The organism is Streptosporangium sp. NPDC050855 (assembly GCF_044456585.1).
Classification (GTDB): domain Bacteria; phylum Actinomycetota; class Actinomycetes; order Streptosporangiales; family Streptosporangiaceae; genus Streptosporangium; species Streptosporangium longisporum.
This window is the reverse complement of record NZ_JBITFY010000022.1, coordinates 68331-84146: the sequence shown is the minus strand read 5'-3', so window position 1 is coordinate 84146 and position 15816 is coordinate 68331. Positions and strand designations below refer to the sequence as shown.

The 15816-nt window shown below is 73.9% G+C and carries 13 protein-coding genes; 9 read left to right on the top strand and 4 right to left on the bottom strand.

Translation table 11 applies throughout. The features are described 5' to 3' along the window. Positions 1–87 precede the first annotated feature (87 nt). Positions 88–639: a bacterioferritin gene (locus ACIBCT_RS33685; RefSeq protein ID WP_399195623.1), complete on the top strand. Its 552-nt coding sequence runs from the start codon at positions 88–90 to the stop codon at positions 637–639. A 121-nt stretch (positions 640–760) separates the two neighbouring features. On the opposite strand, the gene ACIBCT_RS33680 is transcribed toward ACIBCT_RS33685, so the two are convergent. Next, the gene (locus ACIBCT_RS33680) at positions 761–1858 is read right to left on the bottom strand and encodes a cellulose binding domain-containing protein (RefSeq protein ID WP_399195621.1); all 1098 of its coding nucleotides are present in this window, start codon (positions 1856–1858) and stop codon (positions 761–763) included. Between the two features lie 354 nt (positions 1859–2212). On the opposite strand from ACIBCT_RS33680, the gene ACIBCT_RS33675 reads away from it, so the two are divergent. Continuing rightward, the gene (locus ACIBCT_RS33675) at positions 2213–3538 is read left to right on the top strand and encodes a serine hydrolase domain-containing protein (protein ID WP_399195619.1); all 1326 of its coding nucleotides are present in this window, start codon (positions 2213–2215) and stop codon (positions 3536–3538) included. A gap of 40 nt (positions 3539–3578) precedes the next feature. Here ACIBCT_RS33675 and menC read toward each other — a convergent pair whose 3' ends face one another. The 3 genes from menC to ACIBCT_RS33660 are packed head-to-tail and all read right to left on the bottom strand — an operon-like array spanning position 3579 to position 6777. Then, positions 3579–4679: an o-succinylbenzoate synthase gene (gene menC / locus ACIBCT_RS33670; protein ID WP_399195617.1), complete on the bottom strand. Its 1101-nt coding sequence runs from the start codon at positions 4677–4679 to the stop codon at positions 3579–3581. After that, positions 4676–5629 carry a GNAT family N-acetyltransferase gene (locus ACIBCT_RS33665; protein ID WP_399195615.1) on the bottom strand — a complete coding sequence of 318 codons (954 nt, stop codon included), beginning with the start codon at positions 5627–5629 and terminating at the stop codon, positions 4676–4678. Before ACIBCT_RS33665 ends, menC begins: the two co-directional genes overlap by 4 nt. After that, positions 5626–6777: a M20/M25/M40 family metallo-hydrolase gene (locus ACIBCT_RS33660; protein ID WP_399195613.1), complete on the bottom strand. Its 1152-nt coding sequence runs from the start codon at positions 6775–6777 to the stop codon at positions 5626–5628. Before ACIBCT_RS33660 ends, ACIBCT_RS33665 begins: the two co-directional genes overlap by 4 nt. Before the next feature lie 468 nt (positions 6778–7245). On the opposite strand from ACIBCT_RS33660, the gene ACIBCT_RS33655 reads away from it, so the two are divergent. The 7 genes from ACIBCT_RS33655 to murQ all read left to right on the top strand — a co-directional run bounded on the left by ACIBCT_RS33655 (position 7246) and on the right by murQ (position 15781). Then, positions 7246–9126, top strand: coding sequence for an ABC transporter substrate-binding protein (locus ACIBCT_RS33655; RefSeq protein ID WP_399195611.1), 1881 nt, complete (start codon positions 7246–7248; stop codon positions 9124–9126). Between the two features lie 6 nt (positions 9127–9132). Next, positions 9133–10140, top strand: coding sequence for an ABC transporter permease (locus ACIBCT_RS33650; RefSeq protein WP_399195609.1), 1008 nt, complete (start codon positions 9133–9135; stop codon positions 10138–10140). Beyond that, positions 10137–11096 (top strand): ABC transporter permease, encoded by a 960-nt coding sequence (locus ACIBCT_RS33645; protein ID WP_399195607.1) that lies wholly within the window; start codon positions 10137–10139, stop codon positions 11094–11096. The genes ACIBCT_RS33650 and ACIBCT_RS33645 overlap by 4 nt, the downstream gene beginning before the upstream one ends. Positions 11097–11098: 2 nt before the next feature. Continuing rightward, entirely contained in the window at positions 11099–12496 is a 1398-nt protein-coding gene (locus ACIBCT_RS33640) for an ABC transporter ATP-binding protein (protein WP_399195605.1), read from the top strand. Then, the gene (locus ACIBCT_RS33635; protein WP_399195603.1) at positions 12493–13503 is read left to right on the top strand and encodes an ABC transporter ATP-binding protein; all 1011 of its coding nucleotides are present in this window, start codon (positions 12493–12495) and stop codon (positions 13501–13503) included. Before ACIBCT_RS33640 ends, ACIBCT_RS33635 begins: the two co-directional genes overlap by 4 nt. Further along, a complete protein-coding gene (locus tag ACIBCT_RS33630; protein ID WP_399195601.1) occupies positions 13500–14648 on the top strand; it encodes a GNAT family N-acetyltransferase in 1149 nt (382 codons plus the stop codon). Before ACIBCT_RS33635 ends, ACIBCT_RS33630 begins: the two co-directional genes overlap by 4 nt. A gap of 212 nt (positions 14649–14860) precedes the next feature. Continuing rightward, on the top strand, positions 14861–15781 hold the full coding sequence (gene murQ / locus ACIBCT_RS33625; RefSeq protein WP_399195599.1) for an N-acetylmuramic acid 6-phosphate etherase: 921 nt from the start codon (positions 14861–14863) through the stop codon (positions 15779–15781). Positions 15782–15816: the final 35 nt, after the last annotated feature.

The window sequence follows — 15816 nt, the reverse complement described above, 5'->3', positions numbered from 1 at the left end:
ACCCGAAAAGTGATGCCACGAACGGATCCGCCTCTTGATGTGGCCAAGAACACTTGATAAAAGCCCGTATCTGGGTAAGGCAGACCCATGGCTGAATTCCTCACAGATATCAAGGAGATCCGGGCGCGTGCGCGCCAGGAGATCGACAAGGGTCCTATCACGTCCGCCTACGGCGCGGACCTGCCCCGGGTCATCCAGGTGTGCAACGAGGCGCTGGCGACCGAGCTGGTCTGCGTCCTGCGCTACAAGCGGCACTACTACACCGCCTCGGGCCTGCACGCCGGGCTGGTGGCGGCCGAGTTCCTGGAGCACGCGGCCGAGGAGCAGGAGCACGCCGACCGGCTGGCCCAGCGCATCGTCCAGCTCGGCGGGGAGCCCGACTTCAACCCCGACACGCTGACCGCCCGCTCGCACGCCCAGTACGACGACAGCCTCGACCTGATCGAGATGGTCAAGGAGGACCTGATCGCCGAGCGGATCGCGATCGCCTCCTACACCGAGATCGTCAACTGGCTCGGCAACGACGACGTGACCACCCGGCGCGTCTTCGAGGACCTGCTGGCGCAGGAGGAGGAGCACGCCGACGACCTGAAGAGCCTGCTGGAGCGCCTTCCCGGCGCGCTGTCCTCCGAGGGCTGAGGTCGCGGTCCCGCAGGCCGGGATCGCGACGCCGCCGCTGGATCGGTGGCGTCGCGGGACCCGGCCGCACGGTGACCGCACGGTGACCGGAGACGGTGGCCGGAGACGGTGGCCGGATCGATCAGCCGGCCGTGCAGGACACCTGGGACACCGGCGCGCCCGTCCCCGAGGCGATGAAACCGAAGGTCGCGGTGGCGCCCGGGGCCAGGGAACCGTTCCAGGCGACGTTCCGCGCCGAGACGTCGGTCCCGGACCGGGTCACCGTGGCGTTCCACGCCTGGCTGATCTGCCGGTCGGGGAAGGCCCAGCTCGCCGTCCAGCCGGTGATGGGCACCGGGCCGGTGTTGCTGACGGTCACCTCACCCTGGAAGCCGCCCGACCACTGCCCGATGGTCCGGTACACGGCCGAGCACGCGCGGGGTGTCGGCGTCGGCGTGACGGTGGGCGTGGCGGTCGGGCTCGGGGTCGGGGTCGGGGTGACGGTGGGGGCGGGACCGAGCAGCGCCGTCAGGGCGGGGAACCACCGGTCGGCCATCTTCTGGTCACCGGAGGCGTTGGGGTGCACCCCGTCGTAGGTGTCGGACGCGGTGCTGAAGCCCGTCCACTGGTCGACCACCACCACGGGGGAGGCGGCGGTGCTCTTGGACGCGGCCCAGCCGGGGATCGCGGCGTTGAGCGCGGTGACCCGCTGCGCGCACTCGCCGCACGTGCTCGGGTTCATCGGGATGATCTGGGCGACCAGCACCTTCATGCCGGGGTTCTGGGCCCGCATCTGGTCCACCAGCTTGCCGTAGGCGGCCAGGATCGTGGCGGTCGGGCGGTTGCTCCAGACGTCGTTGGTGCCGAAGTGCATCAGCACGATGTCGGGACGGGTCGCCGAGAGCCAGCCGGGAAGCTGGTTCTGGTCGGCCACGTTGGTGACCAGCGCCCCGCCGTGACCCTCGTTCTCCCCGTCGTGGGCGACGCCGCAGCCCTGCGACGGCAGCGTGCCGACGAAGTCCAGGCCGGTGTGCCCAGCGTTCACCAGCCGGTTCCAGAGCGTGGCCCGCCAGCAGCCCGGTGAACCGGTGATGGAGTCCCCGAGCGCCATGATCCTGACGGTCGCCGCGCCCGCGGGCCCGGCGGTGCTCGCCAGCACGAACCCCAGCGCCGCCACCGCGGTCGTCACGGCCGTGATGACCGCCAGAATCGCGTTCCCCCCGCGTGTCGTCCTTCGCATCTCCCGCTCCCGCCTCGATGGAGGGCCGATGCTAGGTGGCCTCGGCGGGGACGGGAAGCAGGCCGCCCCGGGGACCGGGCCGACCTGCGGCGCGATCACCGCCGGAGGTGTAACTTTCAACGACCGGCGCCCCCGCTCGTCCCGCGTCCCCCTCTCCGGGCCGGCGTCGCCGTCGTCGTCCCCCGGCCGGTGCCCCCCCTCCCCGCGGCCGGTCCGCGACGGGAGCGATCGATCCTCCCGGCCGGTCGGCGGGGTAGGTTCTCGTCACGACCCGACGTCCAGGAACCCGGGGCGCCCGCCGCCACCGGGAGCCCGCAGGACGGCCCGCTCCCGGAACCGACGAGGACCCTCCCCATGGCAGAGACGGTGAACCCCGCCCGATGGCACGCCCGGCTCGGCGAGCTGATCGCCGAGTACGAGGTCCCCGGCGCGAGCCTGGCCTTCCTGCACGAGGGGGAGGTCCACGAGTTCGCCGCGGGCGTGCTCAACGTGGCCACCGGAGTGGAGGCGACCACCGACTCGCTCTTCCAGATCGGCTCCATCACCAAGGTGTGGACCACCACCCAGATCATGCTCCTCGTCGAACGCGGTGAGCTGACCCTGGACACGCCCGTCTCCCGGGTCCTGCCGGAGTTCCGGGTCGCCGACCCGGAGGCGACCGCGACGGTCACGATCAGGCACCTGCTCTCGCACACCTCCGGCATCGACGGGGACCTGTTCCTCGACACCGGCCGCGGCGACGACTGCGTCGAGAGGTACGTGGCGGCCTGCGCGGGCCTGGCGCAGAACCACCCGGTGGGCGTCACCCAGTCCTACTGCAACTCCGGCTTCGTCATCGCCGGCCGCGTCGTCGAGCGCCTCACCGGCACGGTGTGGGACACCGCGCTGCGCGAGCAGATCATCGAACCGCTCGGCCTGACCCACACCTGGACCCTGCCCGAGGACGTGCTGCGCTTCCGCGCCGCCATGGGCCACCTGGACGGCGCGCCCGCCCCGGCCTGGGGACTGATGCGCTCCTGCGGCCCGGCCGGCCTGATCTGCGCGCGTCCCGCCGACGTCGTCGCCTTCGCCCGCGCCCACCTGGGCACCGGCCTGCTCGCCGACCCCCGGGCCATGTGGGAACCGCAGGTGGACATCCCCAACCCGTACACGCTGGGCCGGCAGTGGGGGCTCGGCTGGGTGCTGGACGAGTGGCAGGGCCGGCGGGTCCTGTCCCACGGCGGCAACACCATCGGCCAGGGCGCCATGCTCTGGACGGTCCCCGAGGAGGAGACCGTGGCGTGCGTGCTGGCCAACGGCGGTCACTCCGCCGCCTTCCGGCAGGCCGTGGCCGCCGAGCTCTTCGGCGAGCTGCTCGGCCTGACGGTGCCGCCCGCGCCGGGACCGCCCGCCGAGCCGTTCGCGGCCGACGTGGAGCGCCACGCCGGCGTCTACGAACGGACGGGCATGCGGATGACGCTGACGGCCCGCGACGGCGGGCTCCTCCTGCGCGGGGAGGTCACCGGGGGCCTCGCCGGGCTGCGCCCGCCCATGGAGCTCGACCTGATCCCGGTGGACGGCACCACCTTCGTCGGCCGCCCCGAGGGCGACCCCCAGTGGCAGTCGGTCGTCTTCTACGAGCTCGCCGACGGCACCCCCTACATGCACATGGGCGTACGCGCCACGCCCAGGGTCGCCTGAGCCGCCGGCCTGAACCCGGCCGGTCTCACCCGGGCGGACCTCAGAGGGTGATCCACTCGGTGGAGACGGTGACCCGGTCGAGGACGGCGGGGATCGGCTCGACACCGATGCCGGGACCGGTGGGCACGTCCAGGTGGCCCTCGCGCAGCTCGAACGGCTCGGTGAGGTCGGTGGTGAAGTAGCGGCGCGAGGCCGAGGTGTCGCCGGGCAGCGTGAAGCCGGGCAGCGCCGCCAGGGCCACGTTGGCGGCCCGGCCGATGCCGGTCTCCAGCATGCCGCCGCACCAGACGGCGATCCCGTGGGCCCGGCACAGGTCGTGGATGCGCCGGGCCTCCAGGTAGCCGCCGACCCGGCCCGGTTTGACGTTGACCACCGAACAGGCGTCCAGGGAGATCGCGGCGGCGGCGTGCGCGGCCGACTCGATGGACTCGTCCAGGCAGATCGCGGTGGTGATCTTCCGGGCCAGCCGCGCGTGCTGGACGATGTCGTCGTGGGCCAGGGGCTGCTCGATGAGCAGCAGGCCGAACTCGTCCAGCCGGGCCAGGTGCGCGGCGTCGCCGAGGGTGTAGGCGGCGTTGGCGTCCACCTGCAGCGGCACGTCGCCGCCGAAGCGCTCGCGCACGGCACGGACCGGGGCCACGTCCCAGCCGGGCTGGATCTTGAGCTTGATCCGCAGGTAGCCCTCGTCGAGGTAACCGGCGACGGTGTCCAGGAGCTCGGGGATCGAGTCCATGATGCCGACCGAGACCCCGGCCGGGACCCGGTCGGCGGTGGCGCCCAGGAAGGAGGCCATGGACCGGCCCGCGGCGCGCAGCTCGGCGTCGAGCACGGCGCTCTCCAGGGCGGCCTTGGCCATCCGGTGTCCCTTGAAGGGCTCCAGCGCGCGGCCCACGCCCTGGGCGTCGACCCGGGCGGGCAGCGCCGGGACGAGGAAGCGGCGCAGCACGTCGGCGGCGGCGTCGACGTACTCGGGGGAGTAGAGCGGATCGGACATGGCCACGCACTCGCCCCAGCCCTCGGCCTCCGGCGTGACGACCCGCAGCAGCAGCACGTCGCGTTCGGTCTCGGTGCCGAACGAGGTGCGGAACGGCGCGACCAGCGGCATCGCGACCCGCCTGAGCTCGATTCCGGTGATTCTCATGGTCTGCGGCCCGCGCCGCGTCTCCCTTCGGTGCCGTCGCCGTCCGGGCGACACGATAGGACGTAGCAGGACCTGTCATGGAAGCCGGTCACCCGGGCGCCCTCGGCCAGCAGGCCGCCGAGCACGTCGCGCACGGCGCGGCGCCAGGACGCGGCGGCGCCGGGGTCGCCGCGGCGCAGCGCCTCCACGTCCCCGGGCACCGTGACCAGCACCGTCGCGGCGTCGGTCCGGCCCGCGACCGGGTGGCCGTCCCGCTCGCCCAGCCCGACCACCGCGTCCGCCGGGACCCGCGGCAGGTGCGGCCGTCCACCGGCGGCGGCCAGGACGTGCGGCTCGGTCAGCCGCCAGACCGCGAGCACCCGGTCGGACTCGTCCCCGGCGTTGATCGCGTCCTCCATGACGCCGTAGAAGGACGGCAGGTACTCCTCGGGCAGGGCGCCGAGCTTGACCAGGTTGAAGTGGGCGTTGCGGCGCACCAGCGGGTCGTAGGTCCAGGTGATCCGGTCCAGGCCGCGCTCCAGCGCCCAGGCGCGCTGGTGCAGCTTGAGGGCCAGGCCGATCCCGCGCCCGGTCGTGGCGCCGGTGACGTGGGAGTGCAGCACCTGCCCGGCCGGGGCGGCGAGGAAGCCGACCGACGCGCCGGCCAGCCGGCCGTCCAGATAGGCACCGGCCACGTAGTTGCCCGCGTGCGACAGTGCCCGCATCATCTCCACGCTGACGGGCGCGGCGCCGGGGTCGGGACGCCAGATGGCGTCGAACAGCCCGAAGGCGTCCTCGAACTCCTCGATCGAGTGGAGCTCACGCAGCGTCAGGCCACCGGGGCCGCCGGAGGGGGCGGGAGAACCGGAGGAGCCCGTGCCGCCGGAGAGGGTGGGAAGGCCGGGGGAGCCCGTGCCGCCGGAGATGTCGGAAGTGCCGGAGGTGACGGGGGTGGCGGGGGTGGCGTTCACCGGAGCACCGCCCCGACCAGCCCGGCCAGCAGCCTCGCCCGTACGGGCATCTCGGCCACGATCACGTGCTCGTCGTCGGCGTGGGCGCCGCCGCCGACCGCGCCCAGCCCGTCGAGGGTGGGGCACCCCGCCCCGGCGGTGAAGTTGCCGTCGGAGGCCCCGCCCACGCCGGTACCGGAGAGCGGGGCGAGCCCGGCCCCGGCGGCGATCCGCCGGGCGAGGTCGAACAACCCGGCCGAGGAGGCGTGCTCCATCGGGGGACGGTTCGGACCTCCCAGGACCTCCAGCCGGGTGCCGGGGACGTGCGGGCGGAGCGCCCTCATCAGCTCGTCCACCCGTCGCTGCGCGTCCAGGGTCGGCACGCGGGCGTCCACCGCGAACCGGGCCAGCGCGGGCACGGTGTTGGTCGTGGTCCCGCCCGACAGCAGGGTGGGCGTCACGGTCACCGGTCCCAGGCCGCCCGCCGTCCCCGGCTCCGGGCCGGTCGTCCTGCCGGGCTCCGGGCCGTCCGCCGTCCCCGGCGAGGCGCCGTTCACCCGGCCGGCGATCCCGGCGACGGCGAGGATCTGGTGGGCGAGCTCGACGCCCGCGTTCGCGCCCTTCTCCGGATCGAGCCCGGCGTGCGCGCCCCGGCCGTGCACCACGACCTCGTACATCGACGTGCCCTTACGCGCGATCTTGAGCGCGCCGCCGTCGGCGCTGCCCTCCAGCACGAACGTGGCCGCGCAGGCGCGCGCCGACTCCTCGACCAGCGCGCGCGAGGACGGCGACCCGACCTCCTCGTCCCCGGTCACCAGCACGCACACCCCCTCCAGGGACGGCAGCGAGGCCAGCGCGTGGAACATCTGGACCAGCCCGGCCTTCATGTCGAACACACCCGGCCCCCGGGCGATCCCGCCGGTGACCGACCAGGGGTGGGTCCGCAGGGTGCCGACCGGCCAGACCGTGTCGTGGTGGCCCAGCAGCAGCACCCTGGGCGTGCCGAACGTCCACCGCAGGTGGGTGACCCCGTCGATCACGATCGTCTCGGGCCGCGCGCCGAGGCGGCCGTGTCCCTGCCCGGCGACGACCCCGGCACTGGCGGCCACCGCCCCGTGGTCGGCGGAGAAGGACTCGCACAGGACGAGCTCCCGCAGGTCCTCCAGCATGCCGTCCGGGTCCGGTAGGTCCGGTAGGTCCGGTGGGATCGGCGGGTCCGACGGGGCGGGGCGGCGGGAATGGTGCGGGCGGGGCTCAACGGACACGTGCCAGTCCTCCGGTTCGGCGCTCCCCACGACCGTACGACAGGCCGGGGCTGCGTACCCCGTCGAATCCCCTGCGGGGCGGGCGGGGCCCCGGCGCCCGTCCGGGCGGCGCGCTGCCCGCAGGCCGGCGGGGTGCCGGGACGGAGGCCGCCGGAGGCCGGTCCCGGGTCGAGCGATCCGCCCGCAGCCCCGTGCCCGCCGGGGCCGCGGGGACGCCGGGCGCCGCCGGGCGATTATGAAGGAAAGTTACAAGCTTTGTCGTCAGAGTGGAGATAATTGACGAAGCCGCCCGGTCGAACGTAGGGTCCGAGACAACACCCCCACCCCCCTCGCCATGCCTCTGACCTCGACGAAGACCCCACGGAGCGGTTCATGAAGCGAACAGCAGCGGCCGCGGCCTCCCTGTGCCTCGCCGCCGTCACCGCCGCGTGCGGCGGCGGTGCCGGGGACGCCCCGGGAGCCGCCGGGGGCGCCGGAAACCCCGCCGGTGCGGTCTTCACCACGATCGACGCGCTCAAGCCGGGCATCGACGCGAACGCGCCGATCAACCCGTACAACCCCAAGGGCAACGCGTTCCGCGGGTACAACGCCGAGTGGCTCGGGTGGACCAAGAACCACCTGACCGATCCGAACCTGTTCTACCCGGGGGTCGCGCGGAGCTGGCAGATCGCCCCTGACCAGTCCTCGATCACGTTGCACCTCCAGCCGGACGGCCGCTGGTCCGACGGCAGGCCGATCACCGCCGAGGACGTGAGGTTCTCCATCGGGGTGGCCTACACCCAGGGCGGCACCGCCTACGCCCTCGACCCCTCCGCGGCCGGCACCGCCTCCGACATCACGATCCTGGACGAGCGGACGATCAAGATCACCCAGGCGGCCGCGAACCCGAGCGCCACGTTCGTCCGCAGCGTGATGGAGACCGTCATCGTCCCGAAGCACGTCTGGTCCTCCGTGCTGCCCGCCGACTTCTGGCAGCGGCTCAAGGTCGCCCAGAGCGACGCCCCCGGGGCCGGGGCGGCGCGGGCCGGGATCACCGCCCTCGCCGAGAAGGTCATCACCTTCGCCCCGCCCAGGGACGTCTCGGCCGGGCCGTTCGTCCTCAAGCGCGTCAACCCGGGCGAGGCCCTGCTGGTCAAGAACCCGTACTTCCACAACGCCGCCGCCGTGGCCGCCGACCAGGTGCGCATCCTCAACTACACCGGCAACGAGCAGGTCTGGAACTACCTCGTCGCGGGCAGGCTGGACCACGCGCCCTTCACCGCCGTCCCGGCCGGGGTGATGCGCAGGATCGCCCGCACGCCCGGCAACGTCGTGGTCAGGGGATACTCGCCGGTCAGCGAGGCGCTGGCGTTCAACCAGTCCAGGAAGCCCTACGACAACGTGCACGTCCGCCGCGCGCTGGCCCACCTGATCGACCGCGCCCAGGTCACCAAGGTCGCCTCCCCCGAGGGCGGCACCGCCTCGGTCACCACCTCCGGCCTGCACCAGCGGGCCGCGCAGGCCTGGCTGGGCGACGGCGGCGACGGTGGCGACGGGGTCGGCGGGGTCGGCGGGGTCGGCGGTGGCGGCGTGGGCGCCCTGGAGCCCTACCGGCACGACCCGGCCAGGGCCGAGGCCGAGCTGCGGGCCGCGGGCATGCGCAAGACCGAGGGCAGGTGGACGCTGCCGGACGGCTCCCCGTGGAAGATGACCATCAACGTGCCCGCGTCCTTCTCCGACTGGCTGGCCGGGGCCAAGGCCGTCACCAGCCAGCTCAACGACGCCGGCATCGACGCCGAGGTCGTCACCACCGCCGACTACCCCCTCTACCTGGAGGAGATGGCGGCCGGCAAGTACGACGTGGGCTTCTGGCTGGTGGCGCTCGGCCCCGCGCCGTACAACATCTTCCAGCGCCTGTACGGCGCCCAGAACGGCTGGAAGCTCTTCGGCGGCAGGCTCCGCCACGTCCCCGCGGGCACCGAGGGCAACTGGATGGGCGGCGCCGAGACCGTCGAGGTCGCGGGCGAGGGCAGGATCGACCCCGGCGCGCTGGCCGTCAGGCTGAACTCCGCGCCCGAGGCCGAGCAGCGCAGGATCGTCTCGATCCTGGCCAGGGCCGCCAACCAGGACCTGCCGGTGATCCAGCTGTGGGACTACGTCAACACGCAGGTGGTCAACACCACGCGGTTCGGCGGCTTCCCCGGCGACGAGAGCGACGCGCTGCGCCTCACCTCGGGGGTCTGGCTCCAACTCGGCATGATCAAGAGGAAGTAGCCGCACATGACGGTCATCGCACGCCGCCTCGCGGGCCACCTCGCCCGCGGGTTCGCCATGATCCTGGTGGTCGCCACGATCAGCTTCGTGATCATCAGGAGCATCCCCGGCGACCCCATGCGGGCCCGCTACGAAAAGCTCGTCGAGCAGGGCATGTCGCCCGAGCAGGCCGAGCGCGCCACCGCGGCGATGTACGGCTTCATGCCCCGGGGCACGATGTGGGAGCAGTACACCGACTACGTCAGGGGACTGCTCCACCTCGACCTCGGACGGTCGCTGAGCGTCCCCGGCGCCGAGGTCACCACCCTGCTCGCCTCGGCCGCAGCCTGGACGATCCTGCCGGTGCTCGTCGGCACGCTGCTCAGCTTCACGGTCGGGATCATCCTGGGCGTGTACGCGGCGATCAAGCGCTCCAGCAGGCTGGGCGACGCGCTGGCCGTCACCGGCTCGCTCCTGCACGGCCTGCCGCAGTACGTCCTGGCGCTGCTGCTCAGCGCGGCCTTCACCACCCTGCTGCCGATCTTCCCCGCGAGCGGGACGGCCGACGTCATGCTGGAGCCCGGGCTCAACGCCGCCTACGTCGGCTCGCTGATCCAGTACGCCACGCTGCCGGTGCTGACGTACGCGCTGGCCGGGTACGGCGGCTGGATCCTGGCGATGAAGTCGAGCGTGGTCACCGTGCTGGGCGACGACTTCATCCTCGCCGCCGAGCTGCGCGGCATGCGGCGCGGCGTCATCTTCCGCTACGTGGCGCGCAACGCCATCCTGCCGCTCTTCACCATCCTGGCGCTCTCGTTGGGCCTGCTCTTCGGCGGCGCCATCTTCATCGAACGGATCTTCACGTATCCGGGGCTGGGCCTGCTGCTGCTCAACAGCGTCACCGACCGCGACTACGCGCTGATGGGCGGGGCCTTCCTGCTGATCACGGTGGCGATCGTCATCGCCAACATCGTGGCGGACATGCTCTACACCGCGATCGACCCGCGCGTCCGCTCGGGACAGGGGGCCTCATGACCGCACCGACCGTGATCCCCGGGGCGTCCGGCACGCCCGAGGCGCCGGGCACCGCCGAGGTGCCGGGCACCGGCACCCCAGGCGCCCGCGCCACGCAGCGGCGCAACTTCCGGCGCGGCGTCCTGCGGGTCCTGCGGCGCAAGCCCAGCCGCATCGTGGGCGTGGCCATCCTGGCCGTGTTCGCGTTCATGGGGATCTTCGGGCCGCTGCTGTACCCCGCGCGGCTGCCGCGCGACGACGACGCCCTCTACGCGGCGCCGAGCTGGGCGCACCCGTTCGGCACCGACTTCGAGGGCACCGACGTGCTCGCGCTGGTGGTCACCGGGGCCCGGTACGTCCTGCTGACCGCCCTGGTCACCGCGGTCATCACGGTCGCGGTGGGCACCTCGGTCGGGCTGTTCGCCGGGTTCAGGCGGGGACGCTGGGACAGCGTGCTGATGCGCATCACCGACATGAAGCTGACCATCCCCGCGCTGCCGCTGCTGCTGGTGCTCTCGACCGTGTGGAAGTTCACCGGCCCGCTCCAGATGGGCCTGGTGCTGGGACTCCTCGGCTGGGGCGGGGTGGCGCGCGCCGTACGGGCGCAGACCCTCTCGCTGCGCGAGCGCGGCTTCATCGAGGCGGCCCGCGGGCTCGGGCTGTCCACCCGGCACATCATCGGCAGGGAACTGCTGCCCAGCATGGCCCCGTTCATCGCGATGAACATGCTCATCGCGGTGACCGGCGCGGTCTACGCGCAGGTGGGCCTGTTCTTCCTGGGCGTCCTGCCGTTCGACGCCAACAACTGGGGCGTCATGCTCAACCTCGCCGTGTTCGGCGGCGGCGCGCTGACGACGACCGCCGCGCTGCCGTACATGCTGGCGCCGCTGCTGGCGATCCTGCTGCTCACCCTGGGCATCGTCCTCGTCGTCGACGCCATGGACGAGATCTTCAACCCCCGCCTGCGGGAGGAGTGACGATGTTCGCACGTACGCAGAAGAAGGTGCCCGTGACACCGGGCGGGCGGCCGTCCCCCGGCGCGACCGGCGTGGACGCGGGCCGGGACGGGCCTCCCGGGGTGCGCGTCGGGGGCCTGTCCGTCGTCTACCGCACGGGCGCGGGCGAGCTCCCCGCGGTCCGCGGGGTCGACCTGGAGCTTCTCCCCGGCACGATCACCGGGGTGGTCGGCGAGTCGGGGTCGGGCAAGTCGACGCTGGCGCTCTCGCTGCTCAACGCGGTCCAGCCGCCCGGCAGGATCAGCTCGGGCGGCGTGGAGATCGACGGGCTCGGCGACGTCACCGCGCTGCGGGGCGACGCGCTGCGCAGTGCCAGGGGCCGGCACATCGGGTACGTCTTCCAGGCCGCCCAGAACTCCCTCAACCCTCTCAAGACCGTCGGCAAGCAGCTTCTCGACCTGGGCCGTTCGCACGGGATCGAGGACCTGCGCGCGCTCGTCGCGGACGCCAGGGACCTGCTCGGCCGGATGGGCATGGACGGCGCGCGCGTGCTCGACTCCCACCAGCACGAGCTGTCGGGCGGGATGCGCCAGCGGGTCGGCATCATGCTCGCGCTGGTCCTCAACGCCCACCTCGTCGTGCTGGACGAGCCCACGACCGCCCTCGACATGATCACCCAGGCCACGATCCTGCGGATCATCCGGGAGGTCCACGAGGAGCGCGGCCTGACCACGCTCGTCATCACCCACGACCTCGGCGTGGTCGCCGAGGTCGCCGACCGGCTGGCCGTCATGTACGGCGGCCGGGTGGTGGAGCAGGGGCCGACCGCCGAGGTGCTCGGCGCCCCCCGCCACCCCTACACCCAGGGCCTGATCCGGGCCATCCCGCGCCTGGTCGGCGACATCGGCGAGGCCAGGGCGCTGCCCGGCCGGCCACCGACGCTCGGCACCGTCCCGGCGACGGGATGCGTCTTCAGGGAACGGTGCGAGTGGCGCATGGACGTCTGCGAGACCGAGGAGCCGCCCGCGGTCACCCGCGGCGCGTCGGTCGTGGCCTGCCACGCGGTCGCCGCCCGCGACGCCGAGACGGACGCGAGGGCGGACGCGGGAACGGGGCGCCCGGTGAACGGCTCTGTGAACGGCTCTGTGAACGGTGTTGTGAACGGCTCTGCGAAGGGGACGGACGCGGGCTCGGGAGCGGGCACCGGTGTGACCGATGGCCGGAGCGCCGCGCGGGCCGCGGAGGGGAGCGGGTGCCGCAGCGCAGTGCTCGACGTGACCGACGTGACCGACGTGACCGACGTGACCGACGACACGGGCTCCGCGGGCCCTGCGAGTTCCATGGGCTACGGGCGCGCCGCGGTCCCGGCGGGAGCCGGACGGAACGGCGGGGCGTACGGGAACGGGGAGGAGAAGGCGTGATCACCGGACAGGGCGTCACCAAGACCTTCAGGCAGCGGGGGAGCATGCTCGCCGGGCGGGAGGTCCCGGCGCTGCGCGGCGTCGACTTCGCCATCCCCAAGGGCGGGGCGGCCTCCTTCATCGGCGAGTCGGGCTGCGGCAAGACGACGCTCGGGCGGATCATCGCCGGGCTGGAGACCCACGACTCCGGCGAGATCACCATCGACGGCACCCCCATGTCGTCGCTGCGCCCCAGGCAGCGGCAGCCGTACTTCCGCCGCATCCAGCTCATCCACCAGGACCCCTACTCCGCGCTCAACCCGACCCGGACGGTGCACCAGACGCTGGACGCGCCGCTCTCGCTGCGGGCCGGGCAGACCGGCCGGTCGCGGGCGTGGGCGGACGGGCGCGCCCGGGAACTGCTGGAGCTGGTCGGGCTCGACCCCGGCTACGTGCTGTCCCGCTACCCCCACCAGCTCTCCGGGGGCATGCGCCAGCGGGTGGTCATCGCCCGCGCCCTCACCGTCGACCCCGAGATGCTCGTCGCCGACGAGGCCGTCTCCATGATCGACGTGTCGCTGCGGCTGGGCATCCTGGCCCTGCTGAAGGACCTGCGCGAGCGCCTGGGGGTGAGCGTGCTCTTCATCACCCACGACGTGGCCACCGCCCGCTACATCGGCGACGACGGCGAGCTGTACGTCATCTACCGGGGAGAGGTCGTCGAGCGCGGCCACGTCGAGACGATCATCTCCGGCCCGGTGCACCCGTACACCCAGTCGCTGCTGTCGGCCATCCCGGTGCTGCACGGCCTGGAGCGGCCCGGCGAGGAGGCGGTGACGCCGACCGGGCCGCACGACGAGAGCCGCACCGACGCCGGATGCCTGTTCGCCGGACGCTGCCCGTTCCGCACCGGGCGCTGCGAGTCGGAACGCCCGGTACTGGGCCACGACGGGGGTACGCCCCAGGAGCACGCCTGCTTCCATCCCGCCGCCCGCGACGTCGTCGCCGTCCCTGCGGGCCGGTCGTGACCCCGGCGGGCAACGCTCCGCGGGCGCGCCCTCCCGGCGGGCGGACGCCGTCCGGGGACGCCTCCGGTGCGCGAGGCGCCGGTGCGGCGACCGCCGTCCGCGAGGCCGTCATGGGCGGCGCGGCCGGTGCGGCCGACACGGCGGCCCTCGCCGGGATCGCCCGGGACGCGCTCGTCCACGACGTCGCCGAGGCGGCGGACCTGGTCGCCCGGCTCGCCGAGCCGCCCGCGGACCGGCGCTGGACGGCGCTGGTGACGCGCGACCTCGACGGGGCGGTGTTCGCCTCCCTGTCCGGGCGCGACCCGCGCGTCGGGCACGTCGACCTGCTGGCCGTGCGCCCCGCCGCCCAGGGCGCGGGTCTCGGCCGGGCGCTGCTCGTCGCGGCCGAGGACTGGCTGCGCGACCGGGGGGCCGCCGAGATCCGGCTGGCCGGGAACCCGCCCTGCTACGCCTGGCCCGGTGTCGACGTGCGCTACACCCCGGCCGCCTGCCTGGCCGAGAGCCTGGGCTACCGGCGCTACCACGTCGCCTGGAACATGACCGCCGACCTCACCGACGACCCGTCCGCCGGTCCGTCCGCCGAGGCCGACCTCGCGGCGCTGGCGGATCAGGGGATCACCGTGCACGCCGCGGCCCCGGGTGACCGCGCCGCCGTCCGCGCCTTCGTCGCCGAGCAGTGGCACGACGGCTGGGCCTGGGAGGCCGAGCGGGCCACCGGCTGCCACTACGCCGCCAGGGACGGGGAGATCCTCGGCTTCGCCGCCTGGGGGACGCGGCCCGCCTGGTTCGGCCCGATGGGCACCGCGCCGGCCGCGCGCGGCCTGGGCGTGGGCCGGGTGCTCGCGCGCCGCTGCCTGGCCGAGCAGCGCGCGGCCGGCCTGGCGAGCGCCCAGATCGGCTGGGCCGGACCGCTCGGTTTCTACGCCCGCGCGTTCGGCGCGTACGCCGAACGGGTCTTCTGGCTCTACCGCCGGGACCTGACCCCGGAGGGCACGGCCGCCGGGACGGACCCGGGGAAGGGCCCGCGGACTGACCCGACTGACCCGACTGACCCGACTGACCCGACTGACCCGACGACGGACCCGGGGAGGGACCCGCGGGCGACGGACCCGCGGACGGGACTGCGACGGGGGAGACGGCCGTGACGCGCCCGGCGAAGGACGACCGCCTGCCCGAGCGTGGCGGGACAGGAGAACCAGCGACATGGGATGTCATGACTGATCCATCGGCCCTTTCCCCGACCACGTCGGCCTCGTCGGCCTCGTCGGTGTCCCCGGTGTCCCCGGTGTCCCCGGGTCTCCCGGATCCCGGGTCACCGCCGGCGACGGGCGTCCCTCAGGCGCCCGGCGTTCCTCGGATGTCCGAGGACGTCCTGTCGGCGCTGCCGACCGAGCGGAGCGACCCCCGCTACGGCGACATCGACCGGCTCCCGACCGAGCAGGTGGCCCGGCTGATGAACGCCGCGGACGCCGCCGTGCCCGCCGCGGTGGGCGAGGCGGTCCCGGCCATCTCGGCCGCGATCGACGCGATCGTGGACCGGATGCGCTCGGGAGGCCGCCTGTTCTACGTGGGCGCGGGCACGTCGGGACGGCTGGCCGTGCTGGACGCCTCCGAGTGCCCGCCCACCTTCGGCACCGACCCCGAACTCGTCCAGGGCGTCATCGCGGGCGGCCCGCCGGCGCTGACCCGCTCGGTCGAGGGGGCCGAGGACGACCACGCCGCGGGCGCCGCCGCCCTGGCGGAGCGGGGGGTGGGCGCGCTCGACACCGTGGTGGGCGTCTCCGCGAGCGGGCGGGCACCCTTCGTGCTCGGCGCGCTCGCCGAGGCGAGCCGGCGCGGCGCCCTGACCGCCGCGATCTCCTGCAACCCCGGCACCCCGCTGTCGGCGGCCGCGCTGCACCCCATCGAGGTGATCGTCGGCCCCGAGGTGGTGACCGGCTCCACCAGGCTCAAGGCCGGGACCGCGCAGAAACTGGTCCTCAACATGATCTCGACGATCACGATGGTCCGGCTCGGCAGGACCCACGGCAACACCATGATCGAGGTGTCCGCGATGAACTCCAAGCTGGCCGACCGGGCCGCCCGGATGGTCGGCGACCTCACCGGCGCGGCCTCGGCGGTGGCCCGTGCCACCCTGGAGTCCGCCGGGTGGCACGTGAAGGCCGCGGTGCTCATGATCGAGCACGGCCTCGACGCGGCCGGGGCCCGGCTGCTGCTGGAACGGCACGGAGACCGGCTGGAGGCGGCCATGGAGGCGGCCGGCCGCGACGGCGGCTGACGTCGGGGAACGCCCCGGGTGTGCGCTCCCGGGGC